The following is an 18,495-nucleotide window of genomic DNA, read 5'->3' as shown; positions in this document are numbered from 1 at the left end:
AAAACTGTTTATTTCTTTAAATTGTTTTGCACTAATTTTACTAGTTTATCTTTGCCAATTCAAATTCATCGTGTAGTGATTGTACGACTGATTTAGAGTCAGAGTCCTTTACTACAAATGCCAAGTTGAGTTCGGATGAACCTTGAGTAATCATTACTACGTTGACTTTCTTTTTTGCAGTAGCGGTAAAGACTTTTGACGCTACACCTACTGTACCTCTCATTCCAGAACCGATCAGTGCAATTATTGCTACATCTGTAGTTACTTCCAATTTTTTGATAATCTTTCCCAATAGTTCCATCTCCAAGGCATTGACTGCCCTATCAAGATCAGCGTTCTTGACAACTACAGTGATGCTAGATTCAGAAGGATTTTGGGATATCATCATTACATTTACTCCGGCATTTGCCAAAGTTGTAAAGATTTTAGCTGCAGTACCAGGTGCTCCAACCATACTTCCTCCACGAACATCTATGAGTGCATTGTGACGAATCACACTAACACATTTTACAGTTTTTTTAGTTTCAGGTCCAGGTGATGCAGTTACCAAAGTTCCCATGTTTTTTGTATTGAAAGTATTTCTAATTCTCATTGGAATTTTTTTGGATAAAATCGGTTCAAACGTTCTTGGATGAATCTGTTTTGCACCAAACAATGCCATTTCAATTGCTTCAACATAAGAGACTTCTTTGAGTACCTTTGCATTACTTGCGATTTTTGGATCAGCTGTCATTAGTCCATCAACATCACTCATTAACCAAATTTCGTCGGCCTTTATGCATGTGGCAATGATTGTTGCAGTATAATCAGAGCCTCCACGGCCAAATGTCGTGATGCTACCATGTTGATCAGCTCCTGCAAATCCACCTATCACCGGAAGAGATTTGTCTGAGAGTAAGGGCTCCAATGTTTTTGCAACTCTTAACCTAGTAGTATCCATGAGTGGTTTCGATTCTCCAAAATTAGAATCAGTAACTATTCCCACTTCCTTTCCAGTATATGCAAATGATTTTTTGCCAAGGTCAGTTATTGCGTGTGATACAAATTTTATGGATAATCGTTCTCCAAACGATAGTAGATAGTCAGAAGAACGGGGTGTCATCTCACCAAGTAGAACTATACCATCAACTAAATCAGATAGCTCAGAAAAATCTTTTTCAAGCATCTCTAGTAGTTTTTTCTTGTTTTGTGATTTTGAAATTGTTTGTTCAGCAAGCTGCTTGTGTTGATTGATTATTTTTGCAGTAACTTGTTTTGCTTTCTTTTTGTTTCCTTTTTTGATGAGTTGTATGATTTCGATCAAGTCATCAGTGGTTTCTTTAATTGCAGAACATACAGTTACAACTTCATTCTCTTTTGATAAAGATGTAACAAACTTTGCAACATCTTTGATTTGTTTTGCAGATGATAATGATGTTCCACCATACTTTACGATTAGTCTCAAGTCAGTATACCTCTTTCAATATTACAATAAATGCTTTAACTTTCTACTCTTGGAGCCAAGTAGAAGTGAATTCTGCCTATATTGGCAACTTTAAACTCTATTCGGAGTGGTTTTGCACTAGAGTACTCACAAGTAATAGTGTTGGCTGTAGTACCCACGGCTTTTACTACAGGGTTAAGATACTCAAGACTGTATGTGCCGATACTTTCTTCTTTAACTGATAGGTTTTGCAGGTCTTGACCTGTTTTATCAAGCTCAATTACTACTTCACCGGAATCGCCTTTTCCAGAAAAATCTGCTTTTCCTTCAATAGCGTGTATTGTAAGATAATCAGAGACAACTTGTACGTCTCCAAGAATTTTATCAAAAATTGATGATGATATTTCAATCGTAGCATCATAAGGAATTTTTGGTAATGGAGTATCAGTAGCTGAGCTTTCAATTAATCGTATTTTGTATTTCTTGTTATTTCCAATAGTTACAAGTAACATATTATCATCAGAGATACTGATTTCTATTGCATCTTTTTTGTCAGCTCGTTTGATTAGTTTTGAGAATTCATCAATTCTAACACCAAATTTAATATCACTATCACATTCGTATTTTTCAAAAGCAGAATTTGGCCACGATATATCTATCAAGGCAACATGGGATGGATCCATTCCTCTGAATGTTATTCCTTCTGCAGATGCAACAAAGGTGGCTTCTTCGACAAGAGTAGATATTGCAGATATTATGGCTTTGAGATCATCAGATCCACTTGTTTTAGCTGAAAACACCAAGTTCAATCATTTGTTTGTAATGTTCCAGTTAAACGTTATGCGTAATTTCGCCATGTATGATTACATTTTGAACATCGATAGAATTGGGTAGTGGGCTCATCTGCACTTCGTGTTTGTAACATCCACCAAACTGCTTCGTCATGACCACATTTCTCACAATCGATTTTAATTGTAGGTAAAGTTTCAGAACCCTCGTTCTCTTCTAGGACATTAAATTCTGAAACCTCTTGTTCCTCTTGAATCTGTTTTGATGATTCAATGTTTCCACCTTCGACATAATTACATTTTGTACATTTTAATCCAGAATCAGTCTTTTTGAGACGTATCTCACACTTGGGGCAAAATTTCATGATTAACCTTTGATTTTCGAATTAAATAATTTTTTTAATTCATCAGCGGTCTTGATTGCAGAATCTGCAGCTGCAGAAATTTCTTTGATAGGGTTGCCTTTTGCAGAATTTACTTTCATCCAGCATTCGTTTGTTAGTGGGTGTTTAACGATTACACCTGCAAAATCAACATTGGAGCCCTGAAGTAGCTCATGTTGTATGATATACAAAGTGCCTATGTCGGATTTTGTGATAGAAAGGTTGATCTCTTTCTGGGACGAGTTTAGTACCTGAGCTTCCATGTGTTCGAAAAAGAACTTATTGTGGATATAAATCAATATCCAGTATTAACATGAGTAATAGTGAAATTTCAGGCATTGAATTGATTTCTGAGAAGACAGAGTTTGCTTCAGACGAAAATATTGTAATTAATGTCAAATTTTCAGTTCAGGGAAGCATTAGGGATTCTTTTAATGAAAAGAATTGGACTGAGGCATATAACAAAAATGACAATTATTTCAAGATGAAATATGGGGTAAAGCTTGTTTCTGGAGGATTAAGAAGAAAAGTGCTTGGCACCCCAATTGATAGTTATAGAAAGGCATCAATTTTTTGGACTCGTAATCCAAAGTTAGTCAATCCAATGAAAGACAGACGAATTTGGGTTCAAGTGGCAAAAAATTTTGAGCCATTTATTAGATTAACAGAAGAGGAAGTAAGACAAGAATTGTTTGATTTTGAAGAGAAGATTATTTTCAAAGCATCAGACCTTGGGCCGGGTAAACACAAGATAGGAGCAGAAGCTTTTGCCTCTTGGCAAAAACATCTCTATACAGAGCCATCTAATGTAAAGAACCAGGCAAAAGAGATCGAGATTCAGATCAATTAGGGATATAAAGTACTTTTTCAAACGATTATCATGGCAAAATATGACGGGCTACTTGGACAACCAGTACTTGAAGTCGAAGAACCAGACAAAGAAGGAGGAATCACTGTGATCTTTAAAGACAATAGATTCCTTTTCATCAAAGCTGTGGATGGAAAGATCGAAACGGTCTCAATTCCAGAATAGGTGATTGTATGGCAAAATTTGATGGAATTCGAATGCAGGATCTTGTAAAGGTTGAAGACCCAGATTCCGAAGGAGGAATTACTCTAGTGTTCAAAGATGATCATCTCTTAAAGATTAGAGTTGTAGACGGGAAACTAGTTTCAGAATCTATACCAGAGTAATTAACTACGAATGTGTTTTTCATATAATGAAATAACTACTTCTTGAATTTCTGATTGAACAGAACCCGGTCTTTCTTTTCTAATTTTTTTAATTGCTTCCACTGCTGAAAATTTCTGATATTTGATTAGATAACATGAAAGTATAGTCCCAGCTCTACCAAGGCCTGCAGCACAGTGAACCATCACAGGTTCTTTACCAGTTATCTTTTCATGAATAAAATCAACAGCGAGATCTATTTGTTCAATCTCAGGTGCAGTAAGATCTGGAGTTGGCACATGTAAATAATTGATATTTTTTACCCAAGTATCAGGTAATGAATTCTCAGTCATAGTTACTATTGATTTAACACCTTGATTCATAATCCATTCAAATTCTTCAAATGACGTTGGCATTCCAGAACCTGCTAATTTTGAATCCAGTACCCATGAAAAGTTGGTAGGTCTCTTTGTTATTCTCCCATGAACCTTTCGCCAAATATTACCAGGTTTGCTCATGTCATAACTAATTTTTTCCATTGTTTTAGCATTGCTGATACTTTTTCCTTATATTAGAAAAATTTCCAATATTGCTTATGGGAAAAGAGGCCATTTTGTATGAAAAGCTACCTGAAGAGAAAGTACGATGTACTGCTTGTGCAAGGTATTGTGAAATTGGAAAGAATCAGATTGGATTGTGTGGAATCAGGGGTAACACAGATGGTAAGTTAGAGCTCTTTGTTTATGGCAAAGTAATTGCTGGTAATGTAGATCCAATAGAAAAAAAGCCAGTAGTTCATTACAGACCAGGCTCCAAGGTATTTTCAATAGCCACCACGGGATGTAATTGGCTTTGTAAATATTGCCAAAATTATGACATAAGCCAGAGAAGAAAAGTAGAGGGAGTAGATATGACCCCAGAGCAAGTAGTTCAGACCACACTTGATCATGGCGCAGATGGAATTGCATACACATACAATCAACCATCAATCTTCATTGAATTTGCTAGAGATTGTGCCGTCATAGCTAGGAAAAGGGGACTCTACAATGTTTTTGTATCAAATGGATACGACACTCCAGAAACTGTGAAAATGATGGATGAGTTTCTTGATTGCATCACAGTGGATTTCAAAGGAAGTGCAGAACCAAATTTTACACGGAAATATATCGGTGTACCAGATCCAAAACCAATCTTTGACACACTAACAGAAATTCACGATAAAACCAAGATACATGTTGAGATCACTGATTTGATTGTGCCAGAGGTTGGAGATGATCTATCACATGCAAAAAAACTTTGTAAGTTTGTTTATGATGAATTCGGTCCCGATATGCCAATACATTTTCTGAGATTTCATCCAGATTATAAAATGATGGAGTTTCCATCAACTCCAGTTAAAACTTTAGAAAAACATCATAAAATTGCAAAAGATGTTGGTTTAAACTATGCATATCTTGGAAACGTTCCAGGACATCCTTTAGAGCACACATATTGTCCAGAATGCAAAAATGTTGTAATCAACAGGTTTGGTTTTGCCATTAAAGAATGGAATTTGGATGAAAAAAATCAATGCATCAATTGTAATAATAGAATTCCAATTACAGGACATCTTGCAAAAAATTACAAGGCAGATAGATTTCAGTTCGTTGATTAAGATGCAAAGGCACGTACAGGTGAGCCAGTAGCATTTTGAATTTTCAGAGGGAATGCTGAGAAATTAAATGGTGATTTTTTAATTTTTTTAAGATTAGTTAGATTCTCTACAATCAAGACATTATTTTTAGCAAAAATCCGGTGTACTGGAAATTGTGGGTTGTTACCAAGATCGATGCTTGGAGAATCAATCCCCACGAGATTTACTTTTTTTGATGCCAGATATTTTGCTGCAGCGGTAGATAAGCCAGGATTATTTGTAAAATAATTTGATTTGTGGATTTTTCTATCCCAATCGGTGGCAAAAATGACAATAGCGTTTTTTCCAATTTTGCCATTTTTATTTTCAAAAGTCTTTACATCATTAAGCGAAATGGGTTCATTTTCATTTTTTTTGATTCTGATTAGATGAGCCTTTCCGGATAATCTTTCCAATGGAATCTGGTGAATCTTTATGCCATTATTTGCAAAATGAAAGGGGGCATCCAAATGAGTCCCTGTATGTGAGCTCATAAAAAGAAGTTCCAAGTTATAACCGTCTTTTTGAAGATTTGACCATTGTATCATCTTTGGATTTGGCGAACCAGGGAAGTTCGGTATGCCTTCAGAGATTGTTAAAGAAAGATCAATTGGTTTCACAAATAATCTGATTAGTTCCAATTAATCAGTTTTTGAGAATTTTAATCAAAGGTTAAATATCGTAGTTAGAAATCTGGAATGTGCCTACTTCATACGTGTTATTAAATTCCGATTTGGGTTCTGATGAGTCAATTATATCAGAAGTAAAAAACATTCTAAATCAAGAAAAAGGAATCCAGTATGAGATTCAGGGCGTCTATGGCGTATATGACATTGTTTTGAAGATCTCTGCCGACGATACTGACATCTTAAGATCAATTATTACAAATAAGATCAGAAAGATAGGTAAGGTTCAATCAACCCTAACTATGATGGTTATAGAAGAACAAGAGAACCTATAATTTTCGTAATTCATTCAACAAAATTTCTATTTGCTCTTCAGAGTTAAAAAAATGAGGCGAAGCCCGAATTAGTTTTTCCTCAGAGATTTCACGAACTGCAAGAATAATGTTCTTTTTTTCTAATTTTTCTACAATCAATGAGGGTTCCTGATTTTTTATATTAAAAGAAACAATGCTTGTCCTTTGTTCGGTTTCATTTGGACCATATAGTGTAACATTTGGAATTTTACTAAGTTCTGTGCGGAGTTGGTTTGCTAGATTCATGACCTTCTTACGGATATTTTCCATACCGAATCCTATGAGATATTTTGCTGATGCCTCAAGACCTGCCATTCCCACATAATTACGAAATCCTGTTTGAAACCTATCAGGAATGTCTTTGAATGCTAGTTTGGTTTCATCATAAATCATTACAGATTCACCACCTATGTTCATGGGTTCTAACAACTGTGCAGAGTCTTTTCTACAGTAAAATAATCCTGTACCCATCGGTCCGCATAACCATTTTGAGCCATTAAATGACATAAAGTTACATTTAGTTTTACTAACGTCAAAATCTCCAATACATCCAATTGTTTGTGCAGTATCAAGAAAATATGGGATGTTTTGTTTATCTAAAATTTCCCCGACTTCTTCTACAGGAAGAATTGTTCCAGTATTATACAGAGCATGACTCAAAGCTACTAAGCTTGTGTTATTATCGATAAGATGTTTAAGCTCATTTATTTGGAAAAATCCATTATTATCAACTTTCAAGTTTTTTATTTCTAATTTTTTAGATAATCTTAACCAAGGATAATAATTTGCGTGATGCTCATGTGATAAACCACGAATAATTAGATTTGATGATGGTTGAAAATTCATTCCGTTTGCAACTGCGTTAACTCCATCAGTAGTACTTTGTGTGAAGATAATTTCCTCTGGCTGACATTTGATTATTTGTGAGATTATCTTCCTAGTGTCACGTAATTGATTGGTTACAAATGGTTGAGACTCCAGAGAATCTGGTCCTAGAGCATTATATGATACTAAGAAATCATGCATGGAGTTAATACAATCTAATGGATTGATTGATACGGAGGCATTGTTTAGATAAATTTTCCCGCCAGTTGGAAAATCATTTGAAAAATCAGAGTTCATGTTCATTCTTATATCAGAATTGAACTTGCTATGTGTTGAATAAAAATCATCATGAATTGATTACATTTTCAAAATTAGGAGAAATTGTGGATGATTCCTTGTTAAATTCATTATTATTTGAAAATGCGCAAATCAAAATTAAATTTCTATCAAGATTAGTTAACGAGCTTAAATTTCCAGTGGTTTATCTTGATTTTGATCTATTATTTAGTGGATATGTTGTATCAAAAACAATTGAATCACCTGGGGATAATATTACAATAGTTAAACCAACACTTGACAATTTAGAAAATGTGATCAATGAAGTAATTTATCAGGTAGTTGATAAAAAAACAATTGTAATAATTGATTCATTGAATGTTCTGTCAAATTTCTTTAGCGGTAAGGATTCTGGTAGAATACTAAACGCATACTTGATGCTGTTAGCAAGTATATCAGAGCAATCAAATTCAAAAATTATTTTTTCTAGTGTTGCAAAGAAAAAGGATGGTATGTGGGTACTTTCACCTACAAATAGGCATATTGTTGATTCAGGAAAAATTCTCAAAATTTTTGTTACTGAAAATAATGTGGATCTTGTTCTAGAGGTTACACATGAAAATTATCTAAGAAAATTTTCTGTTAGAAAAGATTCCTGATCTTGCGATCAAAAAATTAAACACTGTTATACAAATTACTAACGCCGTTATAATTCGAAGTTTTTGGGTAAGTTATATTAAGATCCACAACGAACTCACTTCGTAATGCCAGTAGCAATTTTACCAGACATTGGTGAACAGATGTGCATTGGATGCGCACTTTGCGTAGAAATCTGCACAACTCTCGGACCTGATGTACTTAGAGTAAAACCAGTTGAAGGCTGGAAGAGAGGTAAAGCATTTGTCTTTTACCCAGAAAGATGCATCTCTGACGGAGCATGCATCGGAGTTTGCCCAACAAAGGCAATTTTCTGGATGAGACCAATGGACTTTACTGTTGGACAACCAGTTCCACTCTACAAGAACTCAGTCTTCGTTAAAGGTTGGACTGAACTAGTCGACTAGAAAAAGTTCAATCAATTTAATTTCTTTTTAAAATTTTTATTTAGAGAATATGCCGAATTTTGTTTTCCAAGTTTTGTTTTCAGAGTGTTTTTTATGAAAATTATCTAGCATTGAATAGGTTATGGTAAATCCTTTGCCTACCATTGTATCATTTTTATCATAATTTTTTTTGTTTGAGAGAAGCTCGTCTGGTAAATCATGAATTTTTTTTGTTTTTAAATCATGTAACCTAAACGATTTTCCATTTTCCAAAATAATTACACTGTCATCACTAAGACTTTGGATTGAATAATTCTCAAAGAACCTGATTATTCCATCTTTTTTAAGATGAATTTTAACATCATATGTTATTTTGTTTCCATAAATTAGGATCTCCTTTGCAAAGATATTGACATCATCTTCCAAGTTTAACACTACAATGGAATCTGCATTCAGTGAAACTGTATTTACAGCATTTTCAAGAACAATTTTTCCTTTTGGTGCAGATAATTCAGTTCTATGTTCTTTTGTAAGATAAATTCCAACCCTTCCGTCTGGATCTTGCACTTTATCTTTACGCCCGAACACATTTCCAACTATGATATCTCCGTCTTCAGCAAGAATTTTAGCGCCGTTATCTATCTTGTATTTATTTTCTAGAGGATTTACAAATTTGAAATCACCTTGAGTGAGAATTATGTTTGTCTGGTATTCATCACTAAAAGATGGACTTGTAATGTTACCTTGCATGATTATTGGTCCATCATAGATTATACTACCTGCAAGGTAGTTTCCTTTTATGGAAAGTGCACCATTTGCTTTTCTTTCGAGTTCAATTTCACCAACAGTTTTTGATCCAAATAATCTAGTTCCGGTTGCATTTACTCTGTTAAGAGCTGCAGCCCACTCTTCAGCAGCTTTCATTTCTTGAGAAAGCTCTTTTGCAATTATTTTATTACGTCGTCTTATCTCCTCTTCATCATCACCGGAGAATACTTTTGATTTTCGTTGTTTTTCTTTATCAGAATCAGGGTATTTCTTTCCAATCTTTAGATCTTCATATGCCTGCTTAATTTTCTTAAATTGTTCTTCGTTGCCGCCCCTATCAGAATGATGTTCTAATGCTAGTTTTCTAAAGGCTTCTTGGATCTCTCTTTTAGACGCACCATCAAAAATTCCTAATATTTCATAATTACTCTCTACCATTCTTCATCCTCGATAATTTTTCTAAATTTATGACATACTTAATTCTATTAATTATAATTCCTAGTGCCACTAAAGTAAAAACCTCCATAGAGAATTGAATTTATAGTGTATTTTTAAATTGAAAAACCTTGATTGATCTAAACAAGAAAGTGTTTGGGGATATTAGAGCAAGAGAAATTTTTGGTTCCATTCCACCTGCATACCCAGATACCGAGAATATGTTGGATGAAGAATACAAAAGGCTGGTTCAGAAAATTCAGTCCTTATCTAGTGACGAATTAAAAGAGATCATCAATAATCAAAGAAGCTTAGAAAAACAGGTAAACAGCAGACCTGGTGCAATGGCCTTGCCTCAAAGTAAGATAAAACTATACGTAGATTATAATCAGAAATACATTAAATCGTTAGAAGATATTATCAATAGCTCTTCTAATTAGAATCAGTAAGTGTTGTTTTACTGAAATTAACGAATAATATAATCCAGTTTTGAAATTATATATCCTGCGTGAAGGGTGATTTTATGTCACGAAATTTAGTAAATGGTTTTTATAGGTTTTGTATTGAGCCAAAATATGACAATAAAATTAGAATGCAAAGATTATGGTTTTGAATGTGAATTTTCTATAGAGGGCAGAAAGAGTCTCTCTTTGATAGAACAGCTAAGGGAGCATTTTGAAACTGAGCATGGTATAGACTATTCTACAGATGCAGTCATTCAAATGATCGTTAATAGAGGGCATTCAAGAGATTCTATTAGAAAAGAATGAGTTTAACAAAAAGATTGATGCCTATTTAAAAAAGTCATACTCTTGATTACGCTTTTGTTTTGGCAAATCCTTCATCACTGCTTGAACAACTTCAGAATGATTATACGTCAGATGTCTGAGAAATTTTGCAGATTCGTCAGCACGTGTTTTATCATCAACTATTAGCATTTGAGGACTACTAAGTTCATTCATCATTGTAATACATTCGTCACATGGTTCAAAATCCAGATACAGTTTCATTTCACTTGGTAAATTTCTCCATAGATATTTAGTTTTACTATTTTATTTTGCATTAGGTACTATGGGCTCTTCTTTTTTAGATATATCTGGTCGTACTTTTTTTGCGGCTTGTAATAGATCATCTTGGGTGATTTTTATCTCCTTAACATCCTTTGATTTTGTCTCTACATATCGTTTTAATGCAATCATAGCAGATTGATTAGCAATTGCGGCCAACTCGGCACCACTGAATCCATCTGTCAATTCCACTAATTTTTGCAAATCTACAGTCTCTGATAGAGGCTTGTTTTTTGTATGTATTTTGAGAATGTGTTTTCTACCTTTTGCATCAGGCTTTGGTACTTCAATTACTCGATCAAATCTTCCTGGTCGTAACAAAGCAGGATCAACTATATCCAATCTATTTGTAGCGCCAATAATCAACACATTATGTAATTCCTCTAACCCATCTATTTCAGTAAGAATTTGTGATACAACGTTTTCTGCAACATGGGAGCTAGAGCTTCCAGTACCTCTTCTTGGAATCAATGCATCGATTTCATCAAAGAAAATAATGCAAGGAGCTGCTTGGCGTGCCTTACGAAATATTTCTCTAACGCCCTTCTCAGACTCACCAACCCATTTTGAAAGTAGTTCTGGTCCCTTTACACTGATAAAATTAGAATCAGTCATTTTTGCTACTGCCTTTGCGATAAGGGTTTTACCAGTTCCAGGCGGTCCATGTAAAAGAATTCCTTTTGGAGAGCTGATATCCACGTAATCATAGGCATTTTTGTATTTTAGTGGCCACTCTATTGATTCACGTAGTTCTTCTTTGAGTTCATCTAGACCACCTACATCATCCCAAGTTACATTTGGTACTTGAACTAGTACTTCTCGTAGTGCTGATGGTCTTACTTCTTTTAGTGCATCGCGAAAGTCTTCTTTTGTAACTTTGATTTTTTGTAATATATCGGATGAGATCTTTTCTTGATTCAGATCAACTTCAGGTAAAATTCGTCTTAAGGATCTCATAGCTGCTTCTTTGGCTAATACTTCAAGATCAGCTCCTACAAATCCATGTGTAATTTTTGATATTTGTTTAAGATCAACTTTTTCATCAATTGGCATTCCACGTGTGTGAATGTTTAGTATCTCTAGTCTTCCTTCCTCATCAGGAATTCCAATTTCAATTTCCCTGTCAAATCTTCCTGGCCTTCTAAGGGCAGGATCAATTGAGTCAGGTCTATTTGTTGCAGCAATTACAACTACCTTTCCTCTACTTTTCATTCCATCCATTAAAGTAAGTAATTGAGAAACAATTCTTTTTTCAACCTCACCGGTAACTTCCTCTCGTTTTGGAGCAATAGAATCAATTTCATCAATAAAGATTATGCTTGGAGCGTTCTCTTCAGCCTGCTTGAAGATCTCTCTAATTCGTTCCTCACTTTCACCATAATATTTTCCCATAATTTCAGGACCGCTAAGTGAGGTGAAGTTTGCGTTAGTTTCGCCTGCTACTGCTTTTGCAAGTAATGTTTTACCTGTTCCTGGAGGTCCGTATAGCAAAACACCTTTTGGGGCTTCAACGCCAATCTTATCAAATAGTTCGGGATGTCGCATTGGTAATTCAACCATTTCTCTAATCTTTTGAACTTCATTTTTTAATCCACCAAGCTCATCGTAAGTAATTCTAGGAATTGATGAATCAATTGCTTTTGTCATTGAGCCTAGCTTGAATGAAGTGGTTTCAGTAACTATGACGGGTTTTGATGGTTTTGTGTTTGTAATAATGAATTGGATTTTTCCTCCCATTTGAGTAGGTAAAACAATAGTATCATGAATTGTAAATACATGGTTTTGAAAATTATGAGACATTACTTCATGTAGCTGTCTTTCATCAATGGATAGTTTTTCCGTGGGAGATAGTGTGATCTGTTCAGCTTCAGTTGCCTCTACGGGTACAATCTTTATTCTGTCACCTATTCCAGCACCTATGTTATGTCGTGTAATACCATCAATTTTGATAATTCCAGTTCCATAATCTTCTGGATTTCCTGGCCAAAGTTTAACATGTGTTTTTTTATTATATGTCAGCTCTAGAATTTGTCCAGTACCCCACTTGGTTTCTTCAAGAATTTTAGGATCTAAGATAGCTCTGCCTTTTCCAACATGTTGCTGTGGAATCTCTGCTATCTTTAATTCAGTTTCAGTCATAATCATCACCTAAAAAAAGGAGTTATTCTACCTCCACGTTTTTGCCCTTTGGTTTTTCAGGAATTATTTGCTTGAAGGTTAGTTCAAGAATTCCATTTTTGTATGAAGCTTTGGCAGAGTCCTTGTCGACTATGTACTTGATTGGTACTGATGCATGGTACTTTTTCTCTCCATGAACTGCATCAATCTTTACAATGTCTTCGTCTACTACTACCTTGACATCAGATTTTTCTACTCCAGGCATTTCCGCAACAAGTTTTACCACTTTTTCTTTATCATCAACTATTGTGTCAACGATGGGTTCTCTTGTATCGGAGGTAGGCAAGAGTCCTGGTCTAACATTACCATACTCTTTTACTACAGGTTTTCCATCTGGGCCAACTGTCATTGTATATCCATAATAATATGGACCAGAAAGATTTCCTGTGCTTTTTGCTTCTTCAAGTAACTCATCTACATCAAAGAATGATCTAGACATTCTCTTGAAGAGCCTATCAAATTCGTCATCAAAGAACATTGTCATATTTCCTCACTATATGTAATATATATTACATTATATAAGTATTTCTTAATATTGTTAGATTTATTACAAAATCCTATTATAACTGACATTATATAATATTTAGTATGCGTGCGGCAAACATGTCGGTTCCTGAAGCAGTCAGAGAGATAATCACTCACAATCGGTCAATCTATGATTGCATGAAAATGGATGTGATCAACTATACTGCATTAGCTGTAAAGATTCAGAGTGAAGTTGAGAGAATGCTTGGTGGAAGTGTTAATCTCAACACTATAGTTGTTGCAATTAAACGATATGCAGATTCTTTTGATACAAAAGATGATGTAAAAGAAATGTCGGTTTTAAAAAATGCCAGATTATCACTGACAGATGGAATTATGGATATTAGATTTAGAACCAATGATCTAGGAAATAATCCCTCATCAATTCTGGAAAAATTTTCTCAAATTACATCTGATTATGAGTTCTTCAGATTAGCAGATTCCTTTAGGTTTTTGACTGAGGATGTTGAGGATATTCGACGATTATTTGATTCATTTCCTCAAAGTGAAGACATGTTTAGCACTGGATTAGCCAAGATAAAGATCTCAGTACCAAGAAATGAAAACAGATCTGATGTGGTTTCATATGTTGCAGAAAGACTCCATAATAATGGGATAGAATTAGTAAATGCCTTTTTTGGCCAAGAGAACATAGTCATTATTTTGAACGAAAAAGATGCCTCCAAAGCATATGAAATTCTTCGTTCTGAGATCGCAAGATAGTTTGACTAGCCAAATTAATACCAGTTCTTAATATTACAGCTAATAATCTCAAAAATGAAGGATTAGTAATTGGTTAAAAATAGAAAAAAAATTGTAATTTTAGGAGGAGGTTTTGCTGGAGTAGAATGTGCCAGAAAGTTAGAAAAATACTTTGTAAATGATCCTGAGATTGAGATTGTCCTAATTAGTGAAGATAACTTTCTGTTATTTACTCCGATGTTGCCGCAAGTGGCATCTGGTATGATTGAAACAAGACATATCATTATGCCGATAAGAACTATTTGTGAAAAGACTACATTTTACGAAGGAAGAATACGAAATATTGATCCATATGGAAAGCTTGTAACTTTATGGGGAACAAGTGAGAAAAGAGGTATTTCCATTCATTATGATTTTCTTGTTGTGGCATTAGGAAGTCAAACTAACTTTTTTGGATTAAACGATGTTGAACGACATGCATACACTATGAAGACACTCAATGATGCAGTGGTATTGCGAAACAGAGTCATAGATATGCTTGAGCAAGCAGAAAATGAGACAAACCCCGTACTAAGAAAGAGTCTTTTGACGTTTGTTGTTGTTGGTGGAGGTTTTGCCGGAATAGAGACTGCAGGAGAGTTATTGGATTTACTATTAGATGCAAGAAAACATTATCCAAATATTCACAAGGAAGATATCCGTGTGATCGTCTTAGAAGCATTATCGGCAATATTACCAGGGTTTAGTGAGCAGCTTGCAAAGTTTTCTCATGATGAATTGTTGAAACATGGTATTGAGATTCGACTAAACACTGCAGTTACTAGTTTTGATGGAACAGAAGTTACTGTAAAGAAACTAGAAAAAGAACCAAGCAATGATGAACCAAAGATTGATGTGATAAGAACAAACACTTTGATATGGACTGCAGGAGTTACACCTGTTAATACCATTAAGAGATCGTTGTTTAAGACAGATAAAGGTAAGATAATTGTTAATGACTTTCTTGAAGTAAGTGACTTTCCAGGAGTATTTGCAATTGGGGATTGTGCATTATTTATGGATCCTAAATCAAACAGACCATTTGCACCAACTGCGCAACTTGCAGAAGCTCAGGCCAAGACTGCTGCCTTTAACTTACATTCACTGATTAAAAATAAAGAGAAACAGAAATTTGTTTACAAATCAAAAGGCCAGATGGCAATTATTGGTAAGAGGACAGGTATTGCATCTTTTCTTGGTTCAAACATTTCGGGTTTTTGGGCTTGGCTCTTATGGAGAAATGTGTATCTCTCAAAAATTCCAAAATTAGATAAGAGATTAAGAGTTCTAATAGATTGGACGATCGATTTATTCTTTGATAGAGATATTTCAAGGATGAAGTTAGTTACCAGAACACCAGAAAAAGAGTACAAAGAATTGGATGAAGTTGATGATGTTTGGTAGATTATTTTCTTATTCTGTAGATGAGTATGGCTGGTCCAACAATGTAAATTCCAGCATTTAGCATAATAATTCCAATTCCATAACCTAGCATCTCTTCTTCAGAATCAACATCAACATAATTCAAAATAGAAAGTGTGGATAACATTGGAGTAATTGCAAGCTTTACTGCCTCTTTGAATATAGAATTCTCTCGCTCATAGTCTGCTACTGTGGGTGAGAAGGAATAGTAAAGTTGGTTAAATCCAGTCATGAATACAGTACCTGAATGAGTGGTTAGAACAACATTATCTCTTACCTCTCGTAGCTGTTGCACTTGTGGAGCAAGTTCAGATCCAAATGCTGCTGTTGCGATAAGACATCCTCCGCCTTCTTTGTTATTTTCTCCAAAATCTTGATATGCTGATTTTGATTCTTTTTCTGGTTCATTTAATATCTTAAAAGATCCAACTGTAGTTTCAAATTCTTCTAAATATCTATCAAAGTTTTCTTCAGAGTTTGAATAGGTAAAGGTATAGAATTTTTCTGGTGTAGAAATAACAATTTCTCGGAATTTTACATTCACTGTTGAATTCTTTACATCGAATTTTCCAATTGCTTCTGTAACGAATGATTCTTTGTTTTGAATTTTTCCTTCTTTTTCACTGATAATTTGTAGCTCTCCTGCATCTATTGATGATTGTAAATTGTTTCTAGATTCAGTAATTTTCTCTTCAAGTGATCTTCCATCTGAATAGACAACAGAAAGTGTTAGAGTTGCACTCATTCCATTGATTTTTGGACCAACAGCTACAACGTCAGGAACATTAGGAGATGTTTTTTGTAGTTCTTGGAGCAACCATCCTTCTGGTGCCATAAATGATATTCCCAGTTTTTTATTCGTGTATGGCCCAGATTCAGTTTTTTCTACAGTAGTTCGCTCAGGCTCACTAAGGGTTAATAGATTTGGAACTTCCGATCTTTCAACAACTTCTGCACTTAAGATTTCCCCCTTGCCCCAGTCAAATGGAATTGAACCGTCAGGTGGGGTCTCAAGATTGGCAATTTTATCTAGTGTTTCAAAACTTTCTTGTGTCACAATTCTTCCAAATACAGTATACTGACCGTCAAGAAAGTTTGAATCCTTATGAACAATGAAAAATTGGGATCCTGCGCTGTTTGGATCCATAGCTCTTGCCATTGAGACAATGCCTCTGTTGTGTTTAATGTCATTAAATTCTGCATCAATGGAGTAACCAGGATCACCAGTACCCCACTCAGAAATGGATTGATATCCTCCAGGAGTAGTTTTTGGATCACCCCCCTGAATCATAAAATCCTTAATCACTCTGTGAAATACAGTTCTATCATAGAATCCACTTTCAGCTAATTTGATAAAGTTCTCAACGTGGTTTGGTGCATCTTCTGGAAAGAACTCAATTGTAATATCTCCAGATTGTGTATGCAGTATAACCAATTTGTCATTGTCAGCAAATGATTGGTTTGCATGACTAAATAGAATTATCACAAAGCTAAGAAGAAGAATTTTCTTAATCATTTGACCACAACTGTTCTAACCCAAATAAAAGCCAAATGACGTATTAGTTTTTATCAAGTAAAATTGGAATTTCCACATGGATTCAGATGAGAAGATTCGAGCTCATGTTGTTTCAGTTTGGCGAGAGGCAAAAAAATTTCTTTCAATAGGAGGTAGGGAAGGGATGTTAGTATTAACTGACAAACATTTGATGTTTGTACATAAGACACAAGCAAAAATGAGATGGTGGGATGCCATAGTAAAAAGACAAGGAGTGATGGTATTAAAATCAAAAAATATTATGAATATACATGATGGATATGATGAAAAAGATTTGGTTGAAGATTTGAAGAATGAAAAAAATGTAGAGTTGGCCTTTGATGATATTTCAAAAATAAATTTTGAAGAAAAGGAATGGGGAAGTGTTTTGAATTTAGAATACCAAAAAAATGGAAAGAAGGAAAAGTTTCAGTATTCAGTTGCACAAGACTGGGTAAAATATCCTGTTAAAGAGCCAACAAAATACATGCATGTTGATTGGGCTCCATTTGTGGAATATATTAAAGATGGACAGAGACTCACGAGATAAATGACTGTGTATGCACTTGGTGTCGGACCGGGATCCTCAGAGTATGTTACTGATGTAGCAAAAAAAATTATTCAAAACTCTGATGTTATTGCGGGATACAAATACACTCTACAAACAATTACTGACTTGTTGGTAGATAAGGAAGTTCATGAAATTACAATGAATAATCAAGAAGATGTTTATCAAAAAATTGCTATAAATTTACGAGGAAAAAATTTAGTTGTGCCATTTACAGGTGATGTAAATTTTTCAGAATCAGAAGTGGTAGATAGGTTAATTGAGATATTTGGTGATGTTGAGATTGTACCAGGTATCAGCTCCATTCAGGTAGCAGCTTCAAAAGCAAAAGTTCCTCTTGATAAATCCAAGGTAATCACCATGCATGTAACATCATCCATTGAGGAGAAAAAATTAGAACTCCAAAAAGCATTGATTGATGGATTTAGTGTGATTCTAGTTCCAAGACCGTGGCCCAAGATGCCTGAAAAACATTTCATGCCATCTGAGATTTCATTGTATTTGGAAAGAAATGGATTTGATACGTCAAAAATAAAGGTACATGTATTCGAAGCATTAACTACAGAAAAAGAAACGTCTTTTGTTGGAACAGTTAGGGATTTGCTAGGGAAGGAATTTTCAGATCTTTCTGTAATGGTGTTTAATCAAACAGAGTTAGATTCGTACATGAACTACAAATGGCAATGGAAGAATTAGT

At 34.7% G+C, this 18,495-nt stretch carries 23 protein-coding genes; 11 read left to right on the top strand and 12 right to left on the bottom strand.

The window, feature by feature from the left end:
• Nucleotides 1-40: 40 nt before the first annotated feature.
• Genes DWQ18_00575 through DWQ18_00560 form a run of 4 tightly spaced genes read right to left on the bottom strand, consistent with a single transcriptional unit; the run spans nucleotide 41 to nucleotide 2,857 of the window.
• Entirely contained in the window at nucleotides 41-1,444 is a 1,404-nt protein-coding gene (locus tag DWQ18_00575) for an aspartate kinase (GenBank protein ID RDJ34474.1), read from the bottom strand.
• Between the two features lie 35 nt (nucleotides 1,445-1,479).
• On the bottom strand, nucleotides 1,480-2,226 hold the full coding sequence (gene pcn, locus DWQ18_00570) for a proliferating cell nuclear antigen (pcna) (protein RDJ34662.1): 747 nt from the start codon (nucleotides 2,224-2,226) through the stop codon (nucleotides 1,480-1,482).
• A 35-nt stretch (nucleotides 2,227-2,261) separates the two neighbouring features.
• Nucleotides 2,262-2,576, bottom strand: a complete 315-nt coding sequence (locus DWQ18_00565) for a transcription factor S (protein RDJ34473.1) — start codon at nucleotides 2,574-2,576, stop codon at nucleotides 2,262-2,264.
• Nucleotides 2,577-2,578: 2 nt separating this feature from the next.
• A complete protein-coding gene (locus tag DWQ18_00560) occupies nucleotides 2,579-2,857 on the bottom strand; it encodes a hypothetical protein (GenBank protein RDJ34472.1) in 279 nt (92 codons plus the stop codon).
• A gap of 50 nt (nucleotides 2,858-2,907) precedes the next feature.
• On the opposite strand from DWQ18_00560, the gene DWQ18_00555 reads away from it, so the two are divergent.
• Nucleotides 2,908-3,444, top strand: a complete 537-nt coding sequence (locus DWQ18_00555; GenBank protein RDJ34471.1) for a hypothetical protein — start codon at nucleotides 2,908-2,910, stop codon at nucleotides 3,442-3,444.
• Between the two features lie 344 nt (nucleotides 3,445-3,788).
• Here the strand turns inward: DWQ18_00555 and DWQ18_00550 are convergent, their stop codons facing one another.
• The gene (locus tag DWQ18_00550) at nucleotides 3,789-4,283 is read right to left on the bottom strand and encodes a protein tyrosine phosphatase (GenBank protein RDJ34661.1); all 495 of its coding nucleotides are present in this window, start codon (nucleotides 4,281-4,283) and stop codon (nucleotides 3,789-3,791) included.
• A 77-nt stretch (nucleotides 4,284-4,360) separates the two neighbouring features.
• Here DWQ18_00550 and amrS point away from each other — a divergent pair, with 77 nt between their 5' ends.
• On the top strand, nucleotides 4,361-5,419 hold the full coding sequence (gene amrS, locus DWQ18_00545) for an AmmeMemoRadiSam system radical SAM enzyme (GenBank protein ID RDJ34470.1): 1,059 nt from the start codon (nucleotides 4,361-4,363) through the stop codon (nucleotides 5,417-5,419).
• Here the strand turns inward: amrS and DWQ18_00540 are convergent.
• Nucleotides 5,416-6,057: a cyclase family protein gene (locus tag DWQ18_00540; GenBank protein ID RDJ34660.1), complete on the bottom strand. Its 642-nt coding sequence runs from the start codon at nucleotides 6,055-6,057 to the stop codon at nucleotides 5,416-5,418. The genes amrS and DWQ18_00540 overlap by 4 nt on opposite strands.
• A gap of 80 nt (nucleotides 6,058-6,137) precedes the next feature.
• Between DWQ18_00540 and DWQ18_00535 the strand changes: the two genes are divergently transcribed.
• Entirely contained in the window at nucleotides 6,138-6,398 is a 261-nt protein-coding gene (locus DWQ18_00535) for an Lrp/AsnC family transcriptional regulator (GenBank protein ID RDJ34469.1), read from the top strand.
• Here the strand turns inward: DWQ18_00535 and DWQ18_00530 are convergent.
• Nucleotides 6,393-7,544: an aminotransferase class V-fold PLP-dependent enzyme gene (locus DWQ18_00530; protein RDJ34468.1), complete on the bottom strand. Its 1,152-nt coding sequence runs from the start codon at nucleotides 7,542-7,544 to the stop codon at nucleotides 6,393-6,395. The genes DWQ18_00535 and DWQ18_00530 overlap by 6 nt on opposite strands.
• Nucleotides 7,545-7,573: 29 nt before the next feature.
• On the opposite strand from DWQ18_00530, the gene DWQ18_00525 reads away from it, so the two are divergent.
• On the top strand, nucleotides 7,574-8,176 hold the full coding sequence (locus DWQ18_00525) for a hypothetical protein (protein ID RDJ34467.1): 603 nt from the start codon (nucleotides 7,574-7,576) through the stop codon (nucleotides 8,174-8,176).
• 105 nt (nucleotides 8,177-8,281) lie between these two features.
• A complete protein-coding gene (locus DWQ18_00520) occupies nucleotides 8,282-8,581 on the top strand; it encodes a 4Fe-4S dicluster domain-containing protein (protein RDJ34466.1) in 300 nt (99 codons plus the stop codon).
• A 36-nt stretch (nucleotides 8,582-8,617) separates the two neighbouring features.
• Here the strand turns inward: DWQ18_00520 and DWQ18_00515 are convergent, their stop codons facing one another.
• A complete protein-coding gene (locus DWQ18_00515) occupies nucleotides 8,618-9,766 on the bottom strand; it encodes a molecular chaperone DnaJ (GenBank protein ID RDJ34465.1) in 1,149 nt (382 codons plus the stop codon).
• A 128-nt stretch (nucleotides 9,767-9,894) separates the two neighbouring features.
• Here DWQ18_00515 and DWQ18_00510 point away from each other — a divergent pair, with 128 nt between their 5' ends.
• Both DWQ18_00510 and DWQ18_00505 read left to right on the top strand, forming a co-directional pair.
• A complete protein-coding gene (locus tag DWQ18_00510; protein RDJ34464.1) occupies nucleotides 9,895-10,203 on the top strand; it encodes a hypothetical protein in 309 nt (102 codons plus the stop codon).
• A 135-nt stretch (nucleotides 10,204-10,338) separates the two neighbouring features.
• Nucleotides 10,339-10,533, top strand: a complete 195-nt coding sequence (locus DWQ18_00505) for a DUF1059 domain-containing protein (protein ID RDJ34463.1) — start codon at nucleotides 10,339-10,341, stop codon at nucleotides 10,531-10,533.
• Between the two features lie 21 nt (nucleotides 10,534-10,554).
• Here DWQ18_00505 and DWQ18_00500 read toward each other — a convergent pair whose 3' ends face one another.
• Genes DWQ18_00500 through DWQ18_00490 form a run of 3 tightly spaced genes read right to left on the bottom strand, consistent with a single transcriptional unit; the run spans nucleotide 10,555 to nucleotide 13,492 of the window.
• Complete coding sequence (locus DWQ18_00500; protein ID RDJ34462.1) at nucleotides 10,555-10,773, bottom strand: hypothetical protein; 219 nt, start codon at nucleotides 10,771-10,773, stop codon at nucleotides 10,555-10,557.
• A 42-nt stretch (nucleotides 10,774-10,815) separates the two neighbouring features.
• Nucleotides 10,816-12,969 carry an AAA family ATPase gene (locus DWQ18_00495; protein ID RDJ34659.1) on the bottom strand — a complete coding sequence of 718 codons (2,154 nt, stop codon included), beginning with the start codon at nucleotides 12,967-12,969 and terminating at the stop codon, nucleotides 10,816-10,818.
• Between the two features lie 22 nt (nucleotides 12,970-12,991).
• On the bottom strand, nucleotides 12,992-13,492 hold the full coding sequence (locus DWQ18_00490; protein RDJ34461.1) for an Hsp20/alpha crystallin family protein: 501 nt from the start codon (nucleotides 13,490-13,492) through the stop codon (nucleotides 12,992-12,994).
• A 104-nt stretch (nucleotides 13,493-13,596) separates the two neighbouring features.
• Between DWQ18_00490 and DWQ18_00485 the strand changes: the two genes are divergently transcribed.
• A complete protein-coding gene (locus DWQ18_00485) occupies nucleotides 13,597-14,256 on the top strand; it encodes an ACT domain-containing protein (protein ID RDJ34460.1) in 660 nt (219 codons plus the stop codon).
• Between the two features lie 69 nt (nucleotides 14,257-14,325).
• On the top strand, nucleotides 14,326-15,678 hold the full coding sequence (locus DWQ18_00480; GenBank protein RDJ34459.1) for an NAD(P)/FAD-dependent oxidoreductase: 1,353 nt from the start codon (nucleotides 14,326-14,328) through the stop codon (nucleotides 15,676-15,678).
• Between the two features lies 1 nt (nucleotide 15,679).
• Here the strand turns inward: DWQ18_00480 and DWQ18_00475 are convergent, their stop codons facing one another.
• Complete coding sequence (locus DWQ18_00475) at nucleotides 15,680-17,212, bottom strand: peptidylprolyl isomerase (GenBank protein ID RDJ34458.1); 1,533 nt, start codon at nucleotides 17,210-17,212, stop codon at nucleotides 15,680-15,682.
• Between the two features lie 76 nt (nucleotides 17,213-17,288).
• Here DWQ18_00475 and DWQ18_00470 point away from each other — a divergent pair, with 76 nt between their 5' ends.
• Nucleotides 17,289-17,780 (top strand): hypothetical protein, encoded by a 492-nt coding sequence (locus DWQ18_00470; protein RDJ34457.1) that lies wholly within the window; start codon nucleotides 17,289-17,291, stop codon nucleotides 17,778-17,780.
• Complete coding sequence (gene cbiE, locus DWQ18_00465) at nucleotides 17,781-18,494, top strand: precorrin-6y C5,15-methyltransferase (decarboxylating) subunit CbiE (protein ID RDJ34456.1); 714 nt, start codon at nucleotides 17,781-17,783, stop codon at nucleotides 18,492-18,494. It begins immediately after the preceding gene.
• The last annotated feature ends 1 nt before the right edge of the window (nucleotide 18,495 follow it).

The organism is Thermoproteota archaeon (assembly GCA_003352285.1).
Taxonomy (GTDB): Archaea; Thermoproteota; Nitrososphaeria; order Nitrososphaerales; family Nitrosopumilaceae; genus PXYB01.
Note: the sequence above shows the minus strand (reverse complement) of the source record. Positions and strands in the feature narration are given on the sequence as shown.